Below are 17384 nucleotides of genomic sequence, written 5' to 3' on the forward strand. Positions count from 1 at the left end.
CTTGAAGCTGCAGGGGTGTTAGCTGCGCGCACTCACCCGAATCACTTACTTGAGTAAGCTCATCGGGATTGGCTTGCTGGCTACCTACCTGCAACTCCAAGTACTTTAGGTATACACAGACAGACAAAAGACAGTTATGAACCGGCTTTGTCGGCTTATTACAGTAGTCGACAAGGTTGTTGCGACACTCGTCACGCGATGCGGCTTTTCAGATTATTAACAATTCTGTAAACTGCACGCGGTGCAAGCGTCACGGTGGATCAAGGCGTTATGAAATTAATTAGCCTAAAAAATGACGTTACAGACCCGCCGGACAAACAATTAAGAGGTCATGATGAGTACTGAAATTAAAACTCAGGTCGTGGTACTTGGGGCAGGTCCAGCAGGGTACTCTGCTGCTTTTCGTTGCGCGGATTTAGGTTTAGAAACCATTCTGGTTGAGCGTTACTCCACGCTCGGTGGCGTTTGCCTGAATGTGGGTTGTATCCCTTCCAAGGCGTTGTTGCACGTCGCTAAAGTGATCGAAGAAGCCAAAGCTCTGGCTGAACACGGTATCGTTTTTGGCGAGCCTAAAACTGACATTGATAAAGTACGTGTTTGGAAAGAGAAAGTTATCAATCAGTTAACCGGTGGTTTGGCAGGTATGGCTAAAGGCCGTAAAGTCAAAGTGGTTAACGGTTTTGGTAAATTTACTGGCGCGAACACCTTGGTAGTTGAAGGCGAAAATGGTCCAACGACTATCACTTTCGATAATGCTATTATCGCTGCTGGCTCTCGTCCAATCCAACTGCCATTCATTCCTCATGAAGACCCACGTGTTTGGGACTCAACCGACGCACTGGCACTGAAAACAGTTCCTGAACGTCTGTTGGTCATGGGCGGCGGCATCATCGGTCTGGAAATGGGCACTGTTTACCACGCGCTCGGCTCTAAAATTGACGTCGTAGAAATGGCTGACCAGGTTATCCCTGCGGCTGATAAAGACGTGGTGAAAGTCTTCACCAAACGTATCAGCAAGCAGTTCAACCTGATGCTGGAAACCAAAGTGACTGCGGTAGAAGCCAAAGAAGATGGTATCTACGTCACGATGGAAGGTAAAAAAGCCCCTGCAGAACCACAACGTTATGATGCAGTACTGGTGGCTATCGGCCGCGTACCTAATGGTAAGTTGCTGGATGCAGGTCAGGCTGGCGTTGAAGTTGACGAGCGCGGCTTTATCCACGTGGATAAACAACTGCGCAGTAACGTGCCACACATCTTTGCTATCGGTGACATCGTGGGTCAGCCAATGCTGGCACATAAAGGTGTTCACGAAGGCCATGTTGCCGCGGAAGTTATCGCTGGCATGAAACATTACTTCGATCCGAAAGTCATTCCATCCATTGCCTACACTGAACCAGAAGTCGCATGGGTTGGTTTGACAGAGAAAGAAGCGAAAGAGAAAGGCATCAGCTACGAAACCTCCACCTTCCCGTGGGCGGCGTCGGGCCGTGCTATCGCTTCTGATTGTGCCGACGGCATGACTAAACTGATCTTCGACAAAGAGACTCACCGTATCATCGGTGGTGCCATTGTCGGGACTAACGGCGGCGAGCTGTTAGGTGAAATCGGTCTGGCAATCGAGATGGGTTGTGATGCGGAAGATATCGCGCTGACCATCCATGCTCACCCAACACTGCATGAGTCTGTGGGGCTGGCGGCGGAAATCTACGAAGGTAGCATTACTGACTTGCCTAACCCGAAAGCGAAAAAGAAATAAGTTCTTTTTGCTGAAGCAGGATTTGCAGGTGTAAATGTTTGTAGATATGAAAAGTTGAAGCGGCTCCTTTGCAGGGGCCGTTTTTTTATCTGTTCAATTTACGGGTATTAAGTAAGAGAAAGGCCCATCGACGAGAGCGGTCATCTCTACCTCGACGGTTTCGCCGTTATCTACCTCAGTAACTTTATCAATGTTGAAACGGCTGTGCGGCAGAAAAATTCGCTCTTGTTCTGCATCACCCAAAATTTCACTGATATCTGTGCTATTGGTTAGCCCTTCATGGTACTTAATCATATAGCTGACGTTGATCTGACCCTCTTGCAAGTCGTCAGTTTTAAAATCATTGATGACCTCTTCATCTGAAGTTGTGCTGAAGAAAGGTTCAATATCAATGGTCGTATCAGGCTTTATTTTGGCTAAAAACTCCGCTCTATTTCTTGTTTCGCCCCGGTATAATATACTGACATTGGATTCTTCAGGTGGTGGCGCATTATCTGATTCTCTTAAAGTGATATTCATATCCGAGTTTCTATCTAACGCATTATATACTTCGCTTATTTCTATTTGTAATTCAGGCGTGATATTCCCAGTGCGCATTGCCTCATTGATCTCTAAATAGCCGATCTCTTTATAGTGCCTCAGCGCATAGTATTCTCTAAAACTGACATGTTCATGGGCACTCGAACTATTATAGTTTTTTATCTCATTTTCAATATCTAGCTCATTATTCTCTAATGTTATTCTGCTGTAGAGAGACTCTATTTCTTCTTTGGCACGGCTTATCTGCGCTTCGTTGATTGGCTCAATGCGATTAATAATATTGAGTTCGCCAATAGTCGCTTCTTCTGCCTCATTGCTATGTGTCGCTATAGTATCTTTGGTCAGGTTATCAGTATCAGGTTGTTCCAACCTGCTTCTTTTGCTGACGGGTTCCTCACTGATAAACGGCGGGCGCTCATCACCGAGAAGATAACCTATTTTCCCGTTAACGCGTTGCAGTCTGCCACTGATTTTGGGTTTGTTAGTGGCCGTGCCTGACAATGATAGGCTGTTCTCGTATTTAGCGTAGGTACTCGATTTGGTGGGTATTTTGCTGGTGATTATCGGTTTAGCTGAAATGAGAGGTCTCGGTTTGGCTATGCCATTCGCCAGGTTTGGTCTGAACAGACTGATATTGAAACCTTCTGGTTGTGGCGCTGGCCCCATGCTCAGTAGCCCGGTAAACAACTCAAGTAAGATATCCCCAGTACTTTTTGGTGGAGGAACCCCCTGATTTCTAGGGACGTTTTTGCAGGGGTAGCCCCTTTCCCATTCACAATGTCTGGCCTGATAATCAGACCAACTCTCCTTATTTGAATACCATTGCGGTTGGGCCTCATAAGCGCGAGCCATATTAATTGATAGAATAGCGGAAATGAATATAAGTATGCTTATGCACTTTGCCATATTAACCCCATGATTTTATTTTACCGATATATTCGTAGCCGAATCTTTCCGGCCGATATAGGCTCTATATTTAATCGCTCACCGAGGGTTAATCAAGGAATGACAACTTACTGCATCGATATTTAATATGGGGGACTTAACAGTCAATGATTACCACTATTTTTTATTCAGGATAGTTCCCTGCTCGTAATTGGCTGGGGGAGATATTAAAGGTGCGACGCAGCGCCGTGGCGAAATTGGCCGGGCTGGTGTATCCCGCAATGGTCGCAGCTTGATCAATACTGACACCCTCTTTTTTCAATGCCAGCATGGCGCGTTTCAAACGGCAATGGCGTAGATATTCAAATACCGTGACGTGATAACTCTCACGAAAACGCCGCTGCAAGGTGCTGGGACTCATATTAATGGATTGCGCTAGCTGACTCATTGATAGATGGTCTGCCTCGCCATTTTCCAGCCAATCACGGACTTGTTGAATGCGATTTAACCCGCGTAATACGACTTTATTCTGCTGCTGGACTTGTTGCTCCAGTGAGCTAAAAGCTTCAATAATCAAACCGATGCATTGGGTTTCACAGCGTAAACGCGCCAGCGGTGTGGTATAAGGTGGCGCACTGGCGATTTGCTGGGCGATAGCTCGAGCCTGCACCGATGGCTGCCATAAATGAATCGCCAGATGCTGCTGCGTAAAGTTGTACAGCGTGTCCCACGCGCCATCCTGTGGCAGCAAATCGCCATATAGCCACTCGCGGTCAAAAGTCAGGGTTAGCGTGCGCTCGTGACTGTTATTTTTGCCGTGGCGGGTAAACAGGGTACTTTCAGTGAGTGAAACCAGTGAGGCATCGCCTTTTTCCTGCAAATGCAGCTGCTTACCACCAAAGGAGATATGGGCGCTACCATTGACCACTATTGCCAATTTGAGCGCCGGATTGAGCTGATTTTGTGTCTTGATATCATAGAGATTAGTGACGTTCGCGGTATGTAAAATCAGATGCGGATTCAAGCGCAATACCTGAAAATCGCCAAATAATACCGGGTCAGTGGGTAATGACTTCGCACCGCTCAGCTGATAGTTGCTGGCAACCAAATTGGATTGCTGGACAATTTGGTCACGGTAAATCGGTTTGGATGAGGGGGAGACATTGCGTACCTTGTTTTTCTTCACCGCCGGCATGATGACTCTCCACTAACATTGACGTGATGACTCGATTGAACTGATGGCAACATTGACTTTACAACAAACAGCTTTGCCGTTTAAACAAACCTTTTCTTGGGTTGCAAATGTAACAATTAGCCGGATGAATTGATAATGAAAATAATTATCAATCTTGTTCGTTTTTGTTGCCCCATGAATAGATTGGTAGAGATTTTCCTCTGCTGACATTTGCTGTGGGCTTTTGCATCGGGGAAAGTTTAATGAACGTAACATGGCAACGGCGCTCGCTGACGACCTTAGCGAGTCTGATCAGCATTTGTCTCTCAACACCACTTTGGGCGCAAACCCAAGTGACAGACCAAACCGCGTCTGATACCGCCACTGAAAATAAGGCCACCACTGGCGATACGCTGGTGGTCACGGCTCAGCAGCAAGTCCGTCAGGCACTGGGTGCCTCGACCATCACCGCAGAAGATATTCGCAAACGCCCTCCGGCGAATGACCTGTCCGAAATTATCCGCACCATGCCCGGCGTCAATCTTTCCGGTAACTCCGCCAGCGGTCAACGCGGGAATAACCGCCAGATTGATATTCGTGGCATGGGGCCGGAAAACACACTGATTATGATCGATGGTATGCCAGTTTCGAGCCGCAATGCGGTGCGCTATGGCTGGCGTGGCGAACGTGATACCCGTGGTGATACCAACTGGGTTCCAGCGAATATGGTTGAGAAAATCGAAGTGTTACGTGGGCCGTCAGCGGCACGTTACGGTAACGGTGCCGCTGGTGGTGTGGTGAATATCATCACTAAACAGCCGGACAAAGAGCTGCATGGTAGCTGGAACGCTTACATGAATGTGCCACAGCACAGTGAAGAAGGGGCGACTCGTCGTACTGACTTCAGCCTGATGGGGCCGTTAAGTGATACCCTCAGTTTCCGTTTATACGGTGGCTACAATAAGACCGATGCGGATGACTGGGATATCAACCAAGGTCATGAGTCTGCCCGTACCGGTAATCAGGTTGGCACATTGCCAGCGGGTCGTGAAGGGGTGCGTAATAAAGATATCAACGGCTTATTACGTTGGGACTTCGCCAAAGGCCAATCACTGGAGTTCGAGGCGGGTTATAGCCGTCAGGGGAACATTTATACCGGTGATACACAAAATACCAACAGTAACGCCATTGTGCGCAGCTTATACGGCGCTGAAACCAACCGCATGTACCGCGAGAACTTCTCAGTAACCCATCGTGGTTTTTGGGATAACGGCGTTAGCTCAACCTCTTACATTCAGTACGAAGAGACACGTAACTCACGCATTAACGAAGGGTTGGCTGGCGGTACGGAAGGCATATTCTCTAATAACAATTTCAATACTATCAAACTTGAGAATTATCTCGCTCACTCCGAAGTTAACTTGCCATTCGAACTGGGTGTCAATCAGGTGTTGACGGTGGGGGCGGAGTGGAACGATCAGAAAATGAATGATCCAAGCTCCAATACCCAAACCACCACCGAGGGCGGCAGCGTCAGCGGTCTGACCGGCACAGGGCGTGATACCCGGAGTTCCGCGCAGATAGCCTCCCTGTTTGTGGAAGATAACATCGAGTTGACAGATACCACGATGCTCACCCCAGCACTGCGTTTTGATCATCACAGCACCGCAGGCAGTAACTGGAGCCCAGGGCTGAACCTGTCGCAGGAACTGGGTGATTACTTCACCATGAAAATGGGGATTGCCCGCTCCTATAAAGCCCCAAACCTGTACCAAACTAATCCTAACTACTTGTTATATAGCCGTGGTCAGGGCTGCTATGGCGGTGGCGGTAGCTGCTACCTGATGGGCAATGATTCACTCTCGGCTGAAACCAGCGTCAACAAAGAGATTGGATTTGAATTCCATAACAATGACGGCATTATTGCGGGTATCACTTACTTCCGTAATGACTATCGCAATAAAATTGAGCCAGGTCTGGTCTCCGTCGGTACCGCCAGTGGCGGCACTGGTGCCTATGTTAACTCCGATATTTTCCAGTGGGAAAACGTGCCTAAGGCATTGGTTGAAGGGTTGGAAGGTAACCTGACTGTGCCAGTGACTGAAACGGTACAATGGAGCAGCAACCTGACCTACATGCTTGAATCAAAAAACAAAACCACCGGTGATTACTTATCGATCACTCCAGAGTTTACTCTGAACAGCTCACTGAGCTGGCAGGCAACGGATGATTTGTCACTGCTCTCAACGGTGACTTGGTATGGCCGCCAGAAACCGAAGAAATATGATTATCAGGGGCTGCCCGTTACTGGGACTGCACTCAATGAAGTTAGCCCGTATGCCATCTTTGGTTTGAGCGGTAGCTACACTCTGACCAAAAATGTCAGTGTGACCACGGGTATCGAAAACCTGTTCGATAAACGCCAGTTCCGTGCGGGTAATGCCCAGAGCGTCGTGGGTATCGCAGGGGCAGGGGCCGCAACCTACAATGAACCGGGGCGGACGTTCTTTGTTAGCCTGAATACCCAGTTCTAATCTCCATACCACTTGAATAACAGAAACCGCCGTTGACAACGTTGATTCGCGGGGATATGTGCTGAATGGGTCGTCACGGCGTAAGCCGTCGGATCGCCCATCGGTGCAGTCGCCCCGCCAATCACCGAGCTATAAATAAGGTTTGTCAGCAAGTTCAACAGTCGTTATCGGCTGTTTCTGTTTCATTTTGCGCCATAATATTTTCCATTCGTCACTCCTCGCCCTAAAAGTCATACCGAAAGCACGAGACGCTCAGAGAGAGATGGTATCCATTCATTGAATATGGGTATTATGCAAGGGCAGTTTTTGCAGATATTGCTCTACCGCAAGGGGCTAACTGAGAGCGGTTATCAATAGTTCAGGGGAATGCTCTGCGCATAACGATTCAGCAAAAATTTAATGTTGCTTTTATGTGAACGAATTAACACTGAGTTCAAATACTGGTATGCTGGCTGAGCGAAACTGGGCGTCTTACCTTATACCTACTGCCTCAGTGATGATGGCTGGTGGCAACAGATAGCCTGGCAAAATAAATGACAATAAGAGCGAGGAGAGAGTCGTGCTAGAAGAATACCGTAAGCACGTAGCCGAGCGTGCTGCTGAGGGTATCGTCCCCAAGCCATTAGATGCGTCACAAATGGCCGCGCTGGTTGAATCATTAAAAAATCCGCCTGCGGGCGAAGAAGAATTCCTGCTTGACCTGCTGATTAACCGCGTACCACCCGGTGTTGATGAAGCCGCCTACGTGAAAGCGGGCTTCTTGGCTGCCATCGTCAAAGGCGATGCCCACTCCCCCCTGATTAATGCTGAAAAAGCGATTGAACTGCTTGGCACCATGCAAGGCGGCTATAATATTCATCCGCTGATTGATGCGTTAGATAATGAAAAGCTGGCTCCGATTGCGGGCAAAGCGCTGTCTCACACCTTGCTGATGTTTGATAACTTCTACGACGTGGAAGAGAAAGCCAAAGCAGGTAACCCGCATGCCAAGAAAGTGATGCAATCTTGGGCCGATGCCGAATGGTATCTCTCCCGCCCTGCGCTGGCAGAGAAAATCACGGTTACCGTATTTAAAGTGACTGGTGAAACCAACACCGATGACTTATCTCCGGCCCCAGATGCCTGGTCACGCCCAGATATTCCACTGCATGCGCTAGCGATGCTGAAGAACGCCCGCGAAGGCATTCATCCGGATAAACCCGGTAGTGTTGGCCCGATCAAACAGATCGAAGAGCTGAACAAAAAAGGCTTCCCGCTGGCTTACGTCGGTGATGTGGTCGGCACCGGTTCTTCCCGTAAATCCGCCACTAACTCCGTGCTGTGGTTTATGGGCGACGACATCCCTTACGTACCGAATAAACGCGGCGGCGGTGTGGTGTTGGGCAGCAAAATTGCCCCCATCTTCTTCAATACCATGGAAGATGCTGGTGCACTGCCAATCGAAGTGGATGTTGCCAATCTGAGCATGGGTGACGTGATTGATATCTTCCCGTATCTGGGCGAAGTTCGTCGCCATGATACCGGTGAGATCTTAGCCACTTTCGAGCTGAAAACGGACGTGTTGCTGGATGAAGTTCGTGCGGGTGGTCGTATTCCGCTGATCGTTGGCCGTGGCTTGACCACCAAAGCCCGCGAATCACTAGGTCTGCCAGTAAGCGAGGTATTCCGTGTGGCGAAGCCTGTTGCCAAAAGCAATAAAGGCTTCTCATTGGCGCAGAAAATGGTCGGTCGCGCTTGTGGCGTCACTGGCGTACGTCCGGGGGAATACTGCGAACCTAAAATGACCTCAGTCGGTTCACAAGATACCACTGGCCCGATGACCCGTGACGAGCTGAAAGACCTGGCGTGTCTGGGCTTCTCGGCTGATTTGGTGATGCAGTCATTCTGTCATACGGCGGCTTATCCTAAGCCAGTTGACGTGACGACTCACCACACACTACCTGACTTCATTATGAACCGTGGCGGTGTCTCGCTGCGTCCAGGTGATGGCATTATCCACTCATGGCTCAACCGTATGCTGTTACCGGATACTGTCGGTACTGGCGGTGACTCCCATACCCGTTTCCCGATTGGCATCTCCTTCCCAGCGGGTTCTGGCTTGGTGGCATTTGCGGCCGCAACAGGTGTGATGCCTCTAGACATGCCTGAATCGGTGCTGGTGCGCTTTAAAGGTGAAATGCAACCGGGTATCACCCTGCGTGATCTGGTTCATGCCATCCCTTACTACGCCATTCAGGAAGGGCTGCTGACGGTTGAGAAGCAAGGCAAGAAGAACATCTTCTCCGGCCGCATTCTGGAGATCGAAGGTCTGCCAGAGCTGAAAGTAGAACAAGCATTTGAACTGGCTGACGCCTCTGCGGAACGATCTGCGGCCGGTTGTACTATCAAACTGGATAAAGCGCCGATTACCGAATATCTGCAATCCAACGTGGTGCTGCTGAAGTGGATGATTGCTGAAGGTTACGGCGACCGTCGTACGCTGGAGCGCCGCATCACTGGCATGGAGAGCTGGTTGGCGAATCCGAACCTGCTGGAAGGTGATGCAGATGCGGAGTACGCAGCCGTGATCGAAATTGATCTGGCTGACATCACCCAACCGATTCTGTGTGCGCCAAACGATCCTGATGATGCTCGCCTGTTATCTGATGTGGCCAACAGCAAAATCGATGAAGTCTTTATCGGTTCTTGCATGACCAACATCGGTCACTTCCGTGCTGCGGGCAAGTTGCTGGGTCAGCATAAAGGTCAACTGCCAACTCGCTTGTGGGTTGCGCCGCCGACGAAAATGGATGCCGCTCAACTGACTGAAGAGGGCTATTACAGCATCTTTGGTAACAGTGGTGCGCGCATTGAGATCCCCGGCTGTTCACTGTGTATGGGCAACCAGGCGCGGGTCGCTGACGGTGCGACGGTGGTTTCTACGTCAACCCGTAACTTCCCGAACCGCTTAGGTACTGGGGCCAATGTTTATCTGGCTTCGGCTGAACTGGCGGCGATAGCCTCGCTGCTTGGTCATCTGCCAACACCTGATGAATACCAGACTTATATGGCTCAGGTTGATAAGACCGCTGAGGACACTTACCGTTACCTGAACTTTGATCAGTTGAGCCAATATACTGAAAAAGCTGACGGCGTGATCTTCCAAACCGCCGTCTAAGCCGTTATATTCCGCACCAGCTAAACAAACGGGGGGCCATTGGCCTCCCGTTTTTATTTAAAAAAACCACATTCTATTGATATTTTGCCGCTATTTATCGGCTTTGCGAGCTTGCGCCAAGTGAGTCTGCTAATAACGTTTAAACTCATAATATGCCCTTTTTACTTGAGGCCGCTGCGGTGCTAGCGCCCCAATGACTTGGGTATATTGACATCAGGAGAGCGTGCTATGGACTATGAATTCTTGCGTGATTTAACCGGGCAAGTGCTCGTCAGATTCTCCATGGGGCATGAAGTGATCGGCCACTGGCTCAATGAGGAGATCAAAGGCGATCTGGCAAAACTGGATCAAATCGAAGCTGCCGCCATTGAAGTGAAAGGCAGTGAACGCCAGTGGCAACTGACGGGTCATGAATATACCTTGTGGCTGGATGGTGAAGAAGTGATGGTACGGGCCAACCAACTGGATCTCGACGGCGATGAGATGGAGGAGGGCATGAATTACTACGATGAAGAGAGCCTTTGCCTGTGCGGCTTAGAGGATTTTCTCCTGGTATTGAAAGGCTACCGCGATTTCATCATTTCGAAATAGTCGCGCGGCTGGCAGACCAGCAGAGCAGCGAACCGACCACCACCATGGCGACCCCCGGCCAGAATGCGGCTGACGGTAGGGTATTGAGCCACAAGCTGGCAATCAGTATCGATAACAGTGGTGTGAAGTAAGAGAGGGCTGCGACCAGTGTGGCGTTGCCTTTCTTCATGGCAATATCCCAGCACACATAGGCCAGCGCGGTATTTGCCCCCATCAGCAGCAGTTCAAAAGTGGCGCGCGGAGTGAAATGCAACTTGCCGGGTGTCAGCATAAAGAACATCACCCATAAACAGAGCGCGCAGGCGAGCAGAAATAGCGGCAGCGCCCCCGGTCCTCGACTGTATAAACGCACTAAATTGGAGTAAGCCGCCCAGGTAAAAGCGGCGATCAGCGCCAGACTATAGGCCAGCGGGTTACTGCGGACATTGGTGCTCAGTGTTTTAATATCCAGCCCATTCCCACCACTGACGACCCAAATAACGCCAAACAGCGCTAAGGCGGCCCCCAACCAGAGCCACCAGCGTGCGCGAAGTTTGAGCAACGGCACAGCTAACAGCAGCGTCAAGCTCGGCCATAAATAGTTAATCAGGCCAATCTCCAGTGTCTGCTGGCGATCATTCGCCATACCAATCGCCAGTGCGAATGCCACCATATACACCACAAACAGCATGCCACAGCCATACAGATATGCGGGATGCTGCCCGCGCAAAGTCGGCTTACCCGCCACCAGCCACACCAAAATCCCACTGACACTGTAAATAGCGGCCCCTGCGCCAAACGGCCCTAGGGTTTCAGCTAGCCCACGCGTCAAGGCGACACTCATGCTCCAAAGCAAGATCGCAATAATGCCATACAGGGTAGGGAGGCGGTTCATGGGCGGGGCAGCTTCCTTGTGCAACGTCAAACGGAGGAAATAGGATCTTCTTATACATCGTCAATCAGGATGATGGGAATAGCCCAAGATCAATTATGAGCACGTTAACCCTATTAGCCCACTTATTCCACCGGGCGATTTACATTTTTTGATGGGGCGCTAATCATAAATAGTCGAAATAATAAGCTGTTAAAATATTAAATCAGCCAAACCACAATAAGATTTTCACCCCAAATTGCGTAGGCTAATGCGTGAGTTGTTCTCTCCGGCTCACGTGCTGTTTGCCTGTCAGATAGCGAGTTTGCTGATAACCCACGCAACACCAGGAAGGTGATCTTATGGAAGGAAATGCTTATCGATTTAGGCGTCTGGCCAGCTGGCTACTGATTTATCTTACCGCAATACAACCCCTCCACCCGGCCATCGCCGCTCAGCAAACACCGGCGTTTCTGCCAGTGATTGCTATCCGTGCGCCCGATGCGAATGGAGTTTCCCATACCCCCTATAGCGAACTTAATGTCGGCGCTAACGGAATCGTGCTGAATAATGCCACAGAGGCGGGGCAGTCTGTGTTGGCAGGTCAACTGGCAGCCAATCCCCATTTTAATGGCGAGAGTGCGAAATTAATCATCAATGAAGTCATCAGCAACAAGCCGACAACACTGGCGGGTAAGCTGGAGATCTTCGGCCAGAAAGCCGATGTGATTATCGCCAACCCTAATGGTTTGACTTGCAATGGTTGTAGTTTTATCAATGCCAGCGGCATCACCTTAACCACGGGTACACCGATATTGAGCCCGCAAGGTGAGCTGGAGCGGTTCAATGTGATGAGCGGAACCATCACCGTCGGTGATAAAGGGTTCGATAGCCAATCACAAGATTATGCCCAACTGATCAGCCGCTCTCTGGCACTTGAGGGGGAAGTCCGGGCCAATCACCTTGATGTTATTTTGGGCGTTAATCAGGTTGATGACCAACTGGGTCGTATTCAGCCACAAACAGCAACGGGTGCGACTCCGGTCTTGGCACTGGACACCAAAAACTTGGGCGGCATGTACGCCAATCGCATCCGACTGGTTATCACGGAAAAAGACGTTGCTGCCAATCTTAACAATATCGTCAGTCATCAAGGTGATATCACTATAGATACTGTGGGGGATCTGACTTTCGGCAATGTGACAGCGAAAAAAGATCTCAATGTTATTGGCAAAAAGACCACTGTCGCTGCGGGCAGTCAATTACGCAGTGGGCGTGATATTACCTTAGCGACGACTGAACTTAATAATTTTGGTCAGGTGAAAGCCGAGCGTGATATGCGGTTATTCAGTCATCAGGTACGTAATACGGGGCCATCGGCTGAACTGTATGCGAATAACCAGATGTGGATACAAAAAGATGCTGCAGGGAATAAAAATGCACTGGTTGAAAATAAGTCCGGCAGCATTAAAACCGGCGTCGGTGATTTAATTATTCGTACAGATAAGCTGGAAAATACCCGTCAGGTATTTAACGCAGAATGGAGAGAATTAACACCAGATTCGACCAGCGCAATGATTTATGCTTACGATGAGAATCATTACCCATATAAGACAGTAGCAACATTTTCTAAACAACAACTTCACGGTGAAGGTCCTACAGGATGGTTCGGCATCGCAGATTTCAGAACTGTTCATATACTTGGGCAATGGTCTTTATATAAATTAAATACAGAGAGAAGTTTGTATGAGATAACAGCGGAAACACCTGCTGCCACACTCTACTCCGGTAATAATCTGTATATCAATTCTGACCAGCTAACTAACAATGTCAGTAATGTTGGGGCAAAAAAAGATATTTTTCTCACAGGGAATGACTTTTTAAACCGTAGCCACAGTAACTGGGTACAGGATGATATTTATGATTATGAAGTACGAGGAGTAATGCGTGATGAAAATTATGGGAGGATAACTGAGTGGTACGCCCCATGGAGTGAAGCTGAAAAATATCCTGCCGCCATCACTGCTGGGGGGAATATTGTGCTTGATTTTAATAGCCGTATTAATTTATCCACGGAGATCCCGGAAAGTGATAATAGGTTCTATACAATCTTAGAGTTAAAAGAACTGACTCAACCTATCCTACAGGGTAAAAACATCCTATTAAATGCCAATACTATAACCACCAATAATGAACTGATACATGCCAGTGGTGATATCACGTTAATTGCTGAAGATAATATTTATTTAAATAACAGTGCGCTGCGAGGTAGAGATGTCTCCCTTGCAGCACTCAATGATATTAATGGGATACACGGTGAAATTTCTGGACGGGATATCACGTTGCTTAGTCGCCAAGGGAATGTTGAATTCAAGCCAATATATGACAGAGCACATTATCTTCAACCTGATCAACAACGAATTATCAGCCAGATCAATGCAACTGGTGATTTCACTGCGATGGCCGGTAATGATATTAATTTGATAGATACGCTTTTGCATCCTGCCGGTAATATTAACTTATCGGCAAGTCAAGATATTAACATTACGCACAGCAAAGATCTGATAGAACCCATTCATGACAGAAAAATTTTCACTCGCGAGCAGAATATACAGCTGTTTAATCAATTGCTCACGTTACCGGGGAAATTAAAAAGTCGTGCGGATATTAATATAAATTCCGGTAATAGCCTGTCGCTAAAGGGAATCACGCTGGACGCGGGGAGAGATATTAACCTGCACTCTACTCACGATATTGATCTGACGGCGCGCGATATCTCATTTATATCTGATAACCCTGCCACAATAGAAGAGTACAACTATCCACATGATGATATATACCTGTTCTTCCCCGACTCACGCACCCCTGAACTCGACACTAAGATAAGTGCCAACGGCAATATCCTAATCAATGCCGGCCGCGATATTCTGGCTCAGACCACGGAGATCACCGCGGATAATAATATGACTTTGCTGGCCGGTCAGAATATCCAACTGGCGGCGGTACCTTATCCGGCTGTTGCCCCACGTCGGGATCGCCATAGGGTCACCCGCTTGCAGGCGGGGGGAAAACTCAACGCGGCAGCGAACCATCAACTGCTGACCTATGGCGCTGAACTGGCTTCCGGCCACGACATGACGCTAACCTCTGGCAACAATATGCGTTTTGAGTCGTTGCTTAACGAAGAGCATCAGGGCGGCGGCGATAATTTCAGTTATAGAAAGCTGCAACAGCCGACGCAACTGAGCAGTGGCGGTGCGCTGACACTGATTTCAAACGGCAGCATTCTGTTTCAGGCCACTCAACTGGTGGCTAAAAGTGTCATGGACATCGCCGCTGAAGGCGGTTACTTATTCGCCCAAGCGATGGAAGAGACCAGCCACTCGGAAGCGCACTGGACCACCCGCACATGGTATGGGCGGAAAAAGTCGCACCATAATGTCAGCCACTCCAGCATCAATAAAGTCACGGAATTCACCGCCGAAGGTGATATTAGCCTGTTAAGCCGCGATGACAGCACCTATCAGGCCAGCAAAATCGCCGCCGGGCAGAATGCCAGGCTCACCAGCACCCACGGCAAAGTGATTTTCGACGCGGTAAAAGACGCCACTTTCGCGCAAAAAACCACGCTGGCGAAAGGTTTTTACATCAAACAGACCGATAACGGCTATCAGCAGGGCAAATGGGTACTGCCCGCCATCTATACCGGCGGCGAGTTAACCGTTAATGCCGCACAAGGTATCAGCGCTGATGTTAAGGCCAGAAATAACCAATCGGTCCAGGCGGCGGTTAATGAACTGGCAGCCCTCCCCGGTAACCAATGGCTGAAACAGCTGTACCTGCGCGATGACGTGCAGTGGCAAAAAGTGATGGATGCCTACCACCACTGGGATCACCAAAGCGAGCACCTAAACCCGGTGGTTGCTGCGGTCATTGGTATTGGTGTGGCCGTCGCCACTGCGGGATCGGGGCTGGTTGCCACCGCCAACAGTGCTGTGGGCGGCGGTGTCGCGGGCGGCGCAGTGACTGGGGGGATCTCCGCACTGGCGTCGCAGGCCGCGGTCGCACTGGTCAATAATCAGGGGGATCTCTCCCAAACCTTCAAAGATCTGGGCAGTCAATCATCGGTAAAATCGTTGGTCACCTCGATGGCACTGGGTGGCGCACTGAGCGGATTTGATGGGCTGATGGGGTGGGAGAGCGCCGCTGACGGAGCCACTGCCGCCAAACTGCCACGGCTGAGCAATGGCGACTGGAGCAAAGTTGCACAGCGGGTCGCGGGTCAATCTATCATCAGTTCCAGCCTGAACACGGGCATCAACGGCGGCAGTTTTAAAGATAATCTGACCGTGGCGCTGCTCGCCAATATTGGCGGCCAGTTACACGCCGAAGGGGCCAATCTGATTGGCAATAACGGTGCGGTGTTGGGCGCGCCCGGCAAAGCGGTCAGCCATGCGATGATGGCCGGTATCGCTGCAGAAATCGGCGGTGGCAATGCCAAAGGTGCCGCCGCAGGCGCACTGGCAGCAGAGCTGGCTGGGGTGGTGATGGGGGAAAACTTCATCGGCTCGCAACAGTGGCAGGAACAGCAGGCGCAACTTAGTCGTATTGCAGGTGCTGTTGCCGGAGCTTTAGCCACTGGAAAAGCAGAGGGTGTCTACAGTGGTGCTGATGCCGCCGAAGTGGTCGAGCGGTTTAACCGTCAATTACATCTGGCAGAAATCAAGGCAGTTAACGAACTGGCGCAAGATGACCGAGTTAAGCAAGAGCGCTTTTTGGCCGCATCTTGTCGACAAGTTAATTGCACCGCACAGGCGTCACTAAATTCTGCTGAGCGTATGCAGGCTGAAACGTTAATGGCCCAGTATCCTAATACGCCAGAAGAAGAGGGTATTCTGACCCATTATTGGATACAAAAAGAGAAGAAACGCTTTGGTAATTACCCCGCTCTTACAGGTTTTGAGCAAATCCAGTTATTTACCTATACGGATGCTGATAAACTTTCTGATAGCCAAACTTTCGCTAAGAATCAGTGGATTGAGAGTGCCAGTAAAGCTACCGGCTGGTCTAAGGAGACGATAGAAGCTCTTGGGTTATCTATATCTCTGGTTGGGCTGGTGCGGGGACAAAAGAGGGGAGGTACAAAGGTTGCCCCAAATACTTTTGGTATTACTCAGTCACGTATTAATCTTATGAAAGGAGACAAGCGCGCTGGTTGGGAGCATGTTGTTGAACGTCATTTTTCAGGCAAAACAAATGCCAGCCAGTTCAGTATAAGCCAGCAAGAACTAAGGGCTATCTTGCAAGATAAAAGTAGTGTTCAAACACCAATTAGCCGTACTATTCCAAGCAATGAAAGTCCTAGATATGAAAGAGTTATCGATGTAGGCAAGCCAATTGGTTTTGATAAATTCAGTGGGGGGGTGTCAACCTCAATTATGACTGTCTTAACTGATAAGCATGGTAATTTAATCACAGCTACGCCAGGGAGAATCCAATGAGACTTATAGGATCAAGAACCGAATCTCTTCGAAAAGAGGAGTTACAGAAATCCGAACTCTTTATAAAGAAAAATAAGATGATAGTTAATTTCCTTAATCAGAAATTTTCTCCTGTTAAGTCTGCATATCTATTAGCGCATACACCAGAGCAGGGAGAGGATATTTACCGCATCCTTGTTAATGGATGTATTGTTATCGAGTTTGAAATATCAAGGCTTGATTCAACGATAAGTGATATTGAAGAAATGCCAGTTTCATATTATTCAAAATTGATAAAAAATAAGTCAGCTAAGTTAGACTTACTCATTGCATTAGATTTAGCTAATAACTAGCAGGATTGTCTCGGATTATACGTTTGGGTATTACTTTACAGGTTATTATCATTCCTAATAA

At 49.0% G+C, this 17384-nt stretch carries 9 protein-coding genes; 6 read left to right on the forward strand and 3 right to left on the reverse strand.

Annotated elements, in window-relative coordinates:
- The first annotated feature begins 334 nt into the window (after positions 1-334).
- The gene (gene lpdA / locus ACZ76_RS12610; RefSeq protein ID WP_161597836.1) at positions 335-1759 is read left to right on the forward strand and encodes a dihydrolipoyl dehydrogenase; all 1425 of its coding nucleotides are present in this window, start codon (positions 335-337) and stop codon (positions 1757-1759) included.
- A 93-nt stretch (positions 1760-1852) separates the two neighbouring features.
- Here the strand turns inward: lpdA and ACZ76_RS12615 are convergent, their stop codons facing one another.
- Both ACZ76_RS12615 and ACZ76_RS12620 read right to left on the reverse strand, forming a co-directional pair.
- On the reverse strand, positions 1853-3205 hold the full coding sequence (locus ACZ76_RS12615; protein WP_048619230.1) for a hypothetical protein: 1353 nt from the start codon (positions 3203-3205) through the stop codon (positions 1853-1855).
- A 163-nt stretch (positions 3206-3368) separates the two neighbouring features.
- Positions 3369-4379: a helix-turn-helix transcriptional regulator gene (locus ACZ76_RS12620; protein ID WP_048619231.1), complete on the reverse strand. Its 1011-nt coding sequence runs from the start codon at positions 4377-4379 to the stop codon at positions 3369-3371.
- 242 nt (positions 4380-4621) lie between these two features.
- Here ACZ76_RS12620 and ACZ76_RS12625 point away from each other — a divergent pair, with 242 nt between their 5' ends.
- From ACZ76_RS12625 to yacL, 3 genes are all read left to right on the forward strand, one after another.
- On the forward strand, positions 4622-6892 hold the full coding sequence (locus tag ACZ76_RS12625) for a TonB-dependent siderophore receptor (protein WP_048619232.1): 2271 nt from the start codon (positions 4622-4624) through the stop codon (positions 6890-6892).
- A gap of 559 nt (positions 6893-7451) precedes the next feature.
- The gene (gene acnB, locus ACZ76_RS12630; protein ID WP_048619233.1) at positions 7452-10049 is read left to right on the forward strand and encodes a bifunctional aconitate hydratase 2/2-methylisocitrate dehydratase; all 2598 of its coding nucleotides are present in this window, start codon (positions 7452-7454) and stop codon (positions 10047-10049) included.
- Between the two features lie 228 nt (positions 10050-10277).
- Positions 10278-10640, forward strand: coding sequence for a protein YacL (yacL, locus tag ACZ76_RS12635; RefSeq protein WP_048619234.1), 363 nt, complete (start codon positions 10278-10280; stop codon positions 10638-10640).
- Here the strand turns inward: yacL and yddG are convergent.
- Positions 10627-11514, reverse strand: coding sequence for an aromatic amino acid DMT transporter YddG (yddG, locus tag ACZ76_RS12640; protein WP_048619235.1), 888 nt, complete (start codon positions 11512-11514; stop codon positions 10627-10629). The two genes, yacL and yddG, sit on opposite strands and share 14 nt — an antisense overlap.
- Before the next feature lie 338 nt (positions 11515-11852).
- Between yddG and ACZ76_RS12645 the strand changes: the two genes are divergently transcribed.
- Both ACZ76_RS12645 and ACZ76_RS12650 read left to right on the forward strand, forming a co-directional pair.
- A complete protein-coding gene (locus tag ACZ76_RS12645) occupies positions 11853-16991 on the forward strand; it encodes a DUF637 domain-containing protein (protein ID WP_053082177.1) in 5139 nt (1712 codons plus the stop codon).
- Positions 16988-17323, forward strand: coding sequence for a hypothetical protein (locus ACZ76_RS12650; RefSeq protein ID WP_048619236.1), 336 nt, complete (start codon positions 16988-16990; stop codon positions 17321-17323). The genes ACZ76_RS12645 and ACZ76_RS12650 overlap by 4 nt, the downstream gene beginning before the upstream one ends.
- Positions 17324-17384 lie beyond the last annotated feature (61 nt).

This window comes from Yersinia aleksiciae (genome assembly GCF_001047675.1).
GTDB classification, from domain to species: Bacteria; Pseudomonadota; Gammaproteobacteria; order Enterobacterales; family Enterobacteriaceae; genus Yersinia; species Yersinia aleksiciae.

Coding starts and splice junctions, on each gene's coding strand:
- lpdA (WP_161597836.1), top strand. CDS start 335: ATGAGTACTGAAATTAAAACTCAGGTCGTGGTACTTGGGGCAGGTCCA.
- ACZ76_RS12615 (WP_048619230.1), bottom strand. CDS start 3,205: ATGGCAAAGTGCATAAGCATACTTATATTCATTTCCGCTATTCTATCA.
- ACZ76_RS12620 (WP_048619231.1), bottom strand. CDS start 4,379: ATGCCGGCGGTGAAGAAAAACAAGGTACGCAATGTCTCCCCCTCATCC.
- ACZ76_RS12625 (WP_048619232.1), top strand. CDS start 4,622: ATGAACGTAACATGGCAACGGCGCTCGCTGACGACCTTAGCGAGTCTG.
- yacL (WP_048619234.1), top strand. CDS start 10,278: ATGGACTATGAATTCTTGCGTGATTTAACCGGGCAAGTGCTCGTCAGA.
- yddG (WP_048619235.1), bottom strand. CDS start 11,514: ATGAACCGCCTCCCTACCCTGTATGGCATTATTGCGATCTTGCTTTGG.
- ACZ76_RS12645 (WP_053082177.1), top strand. CDS start 11,853: ATGGAAGGAAATGCTTATCGATTTAGGCGTCTGGCCAGCTGGCTACTG.
- ACZ76_RS12650 (WP_048619236.1), top strand. CDS start 16,988: ATGAGACTTATAGGATCAAGAACCGAATCTCTTCGAAAAGAGGAGTTA.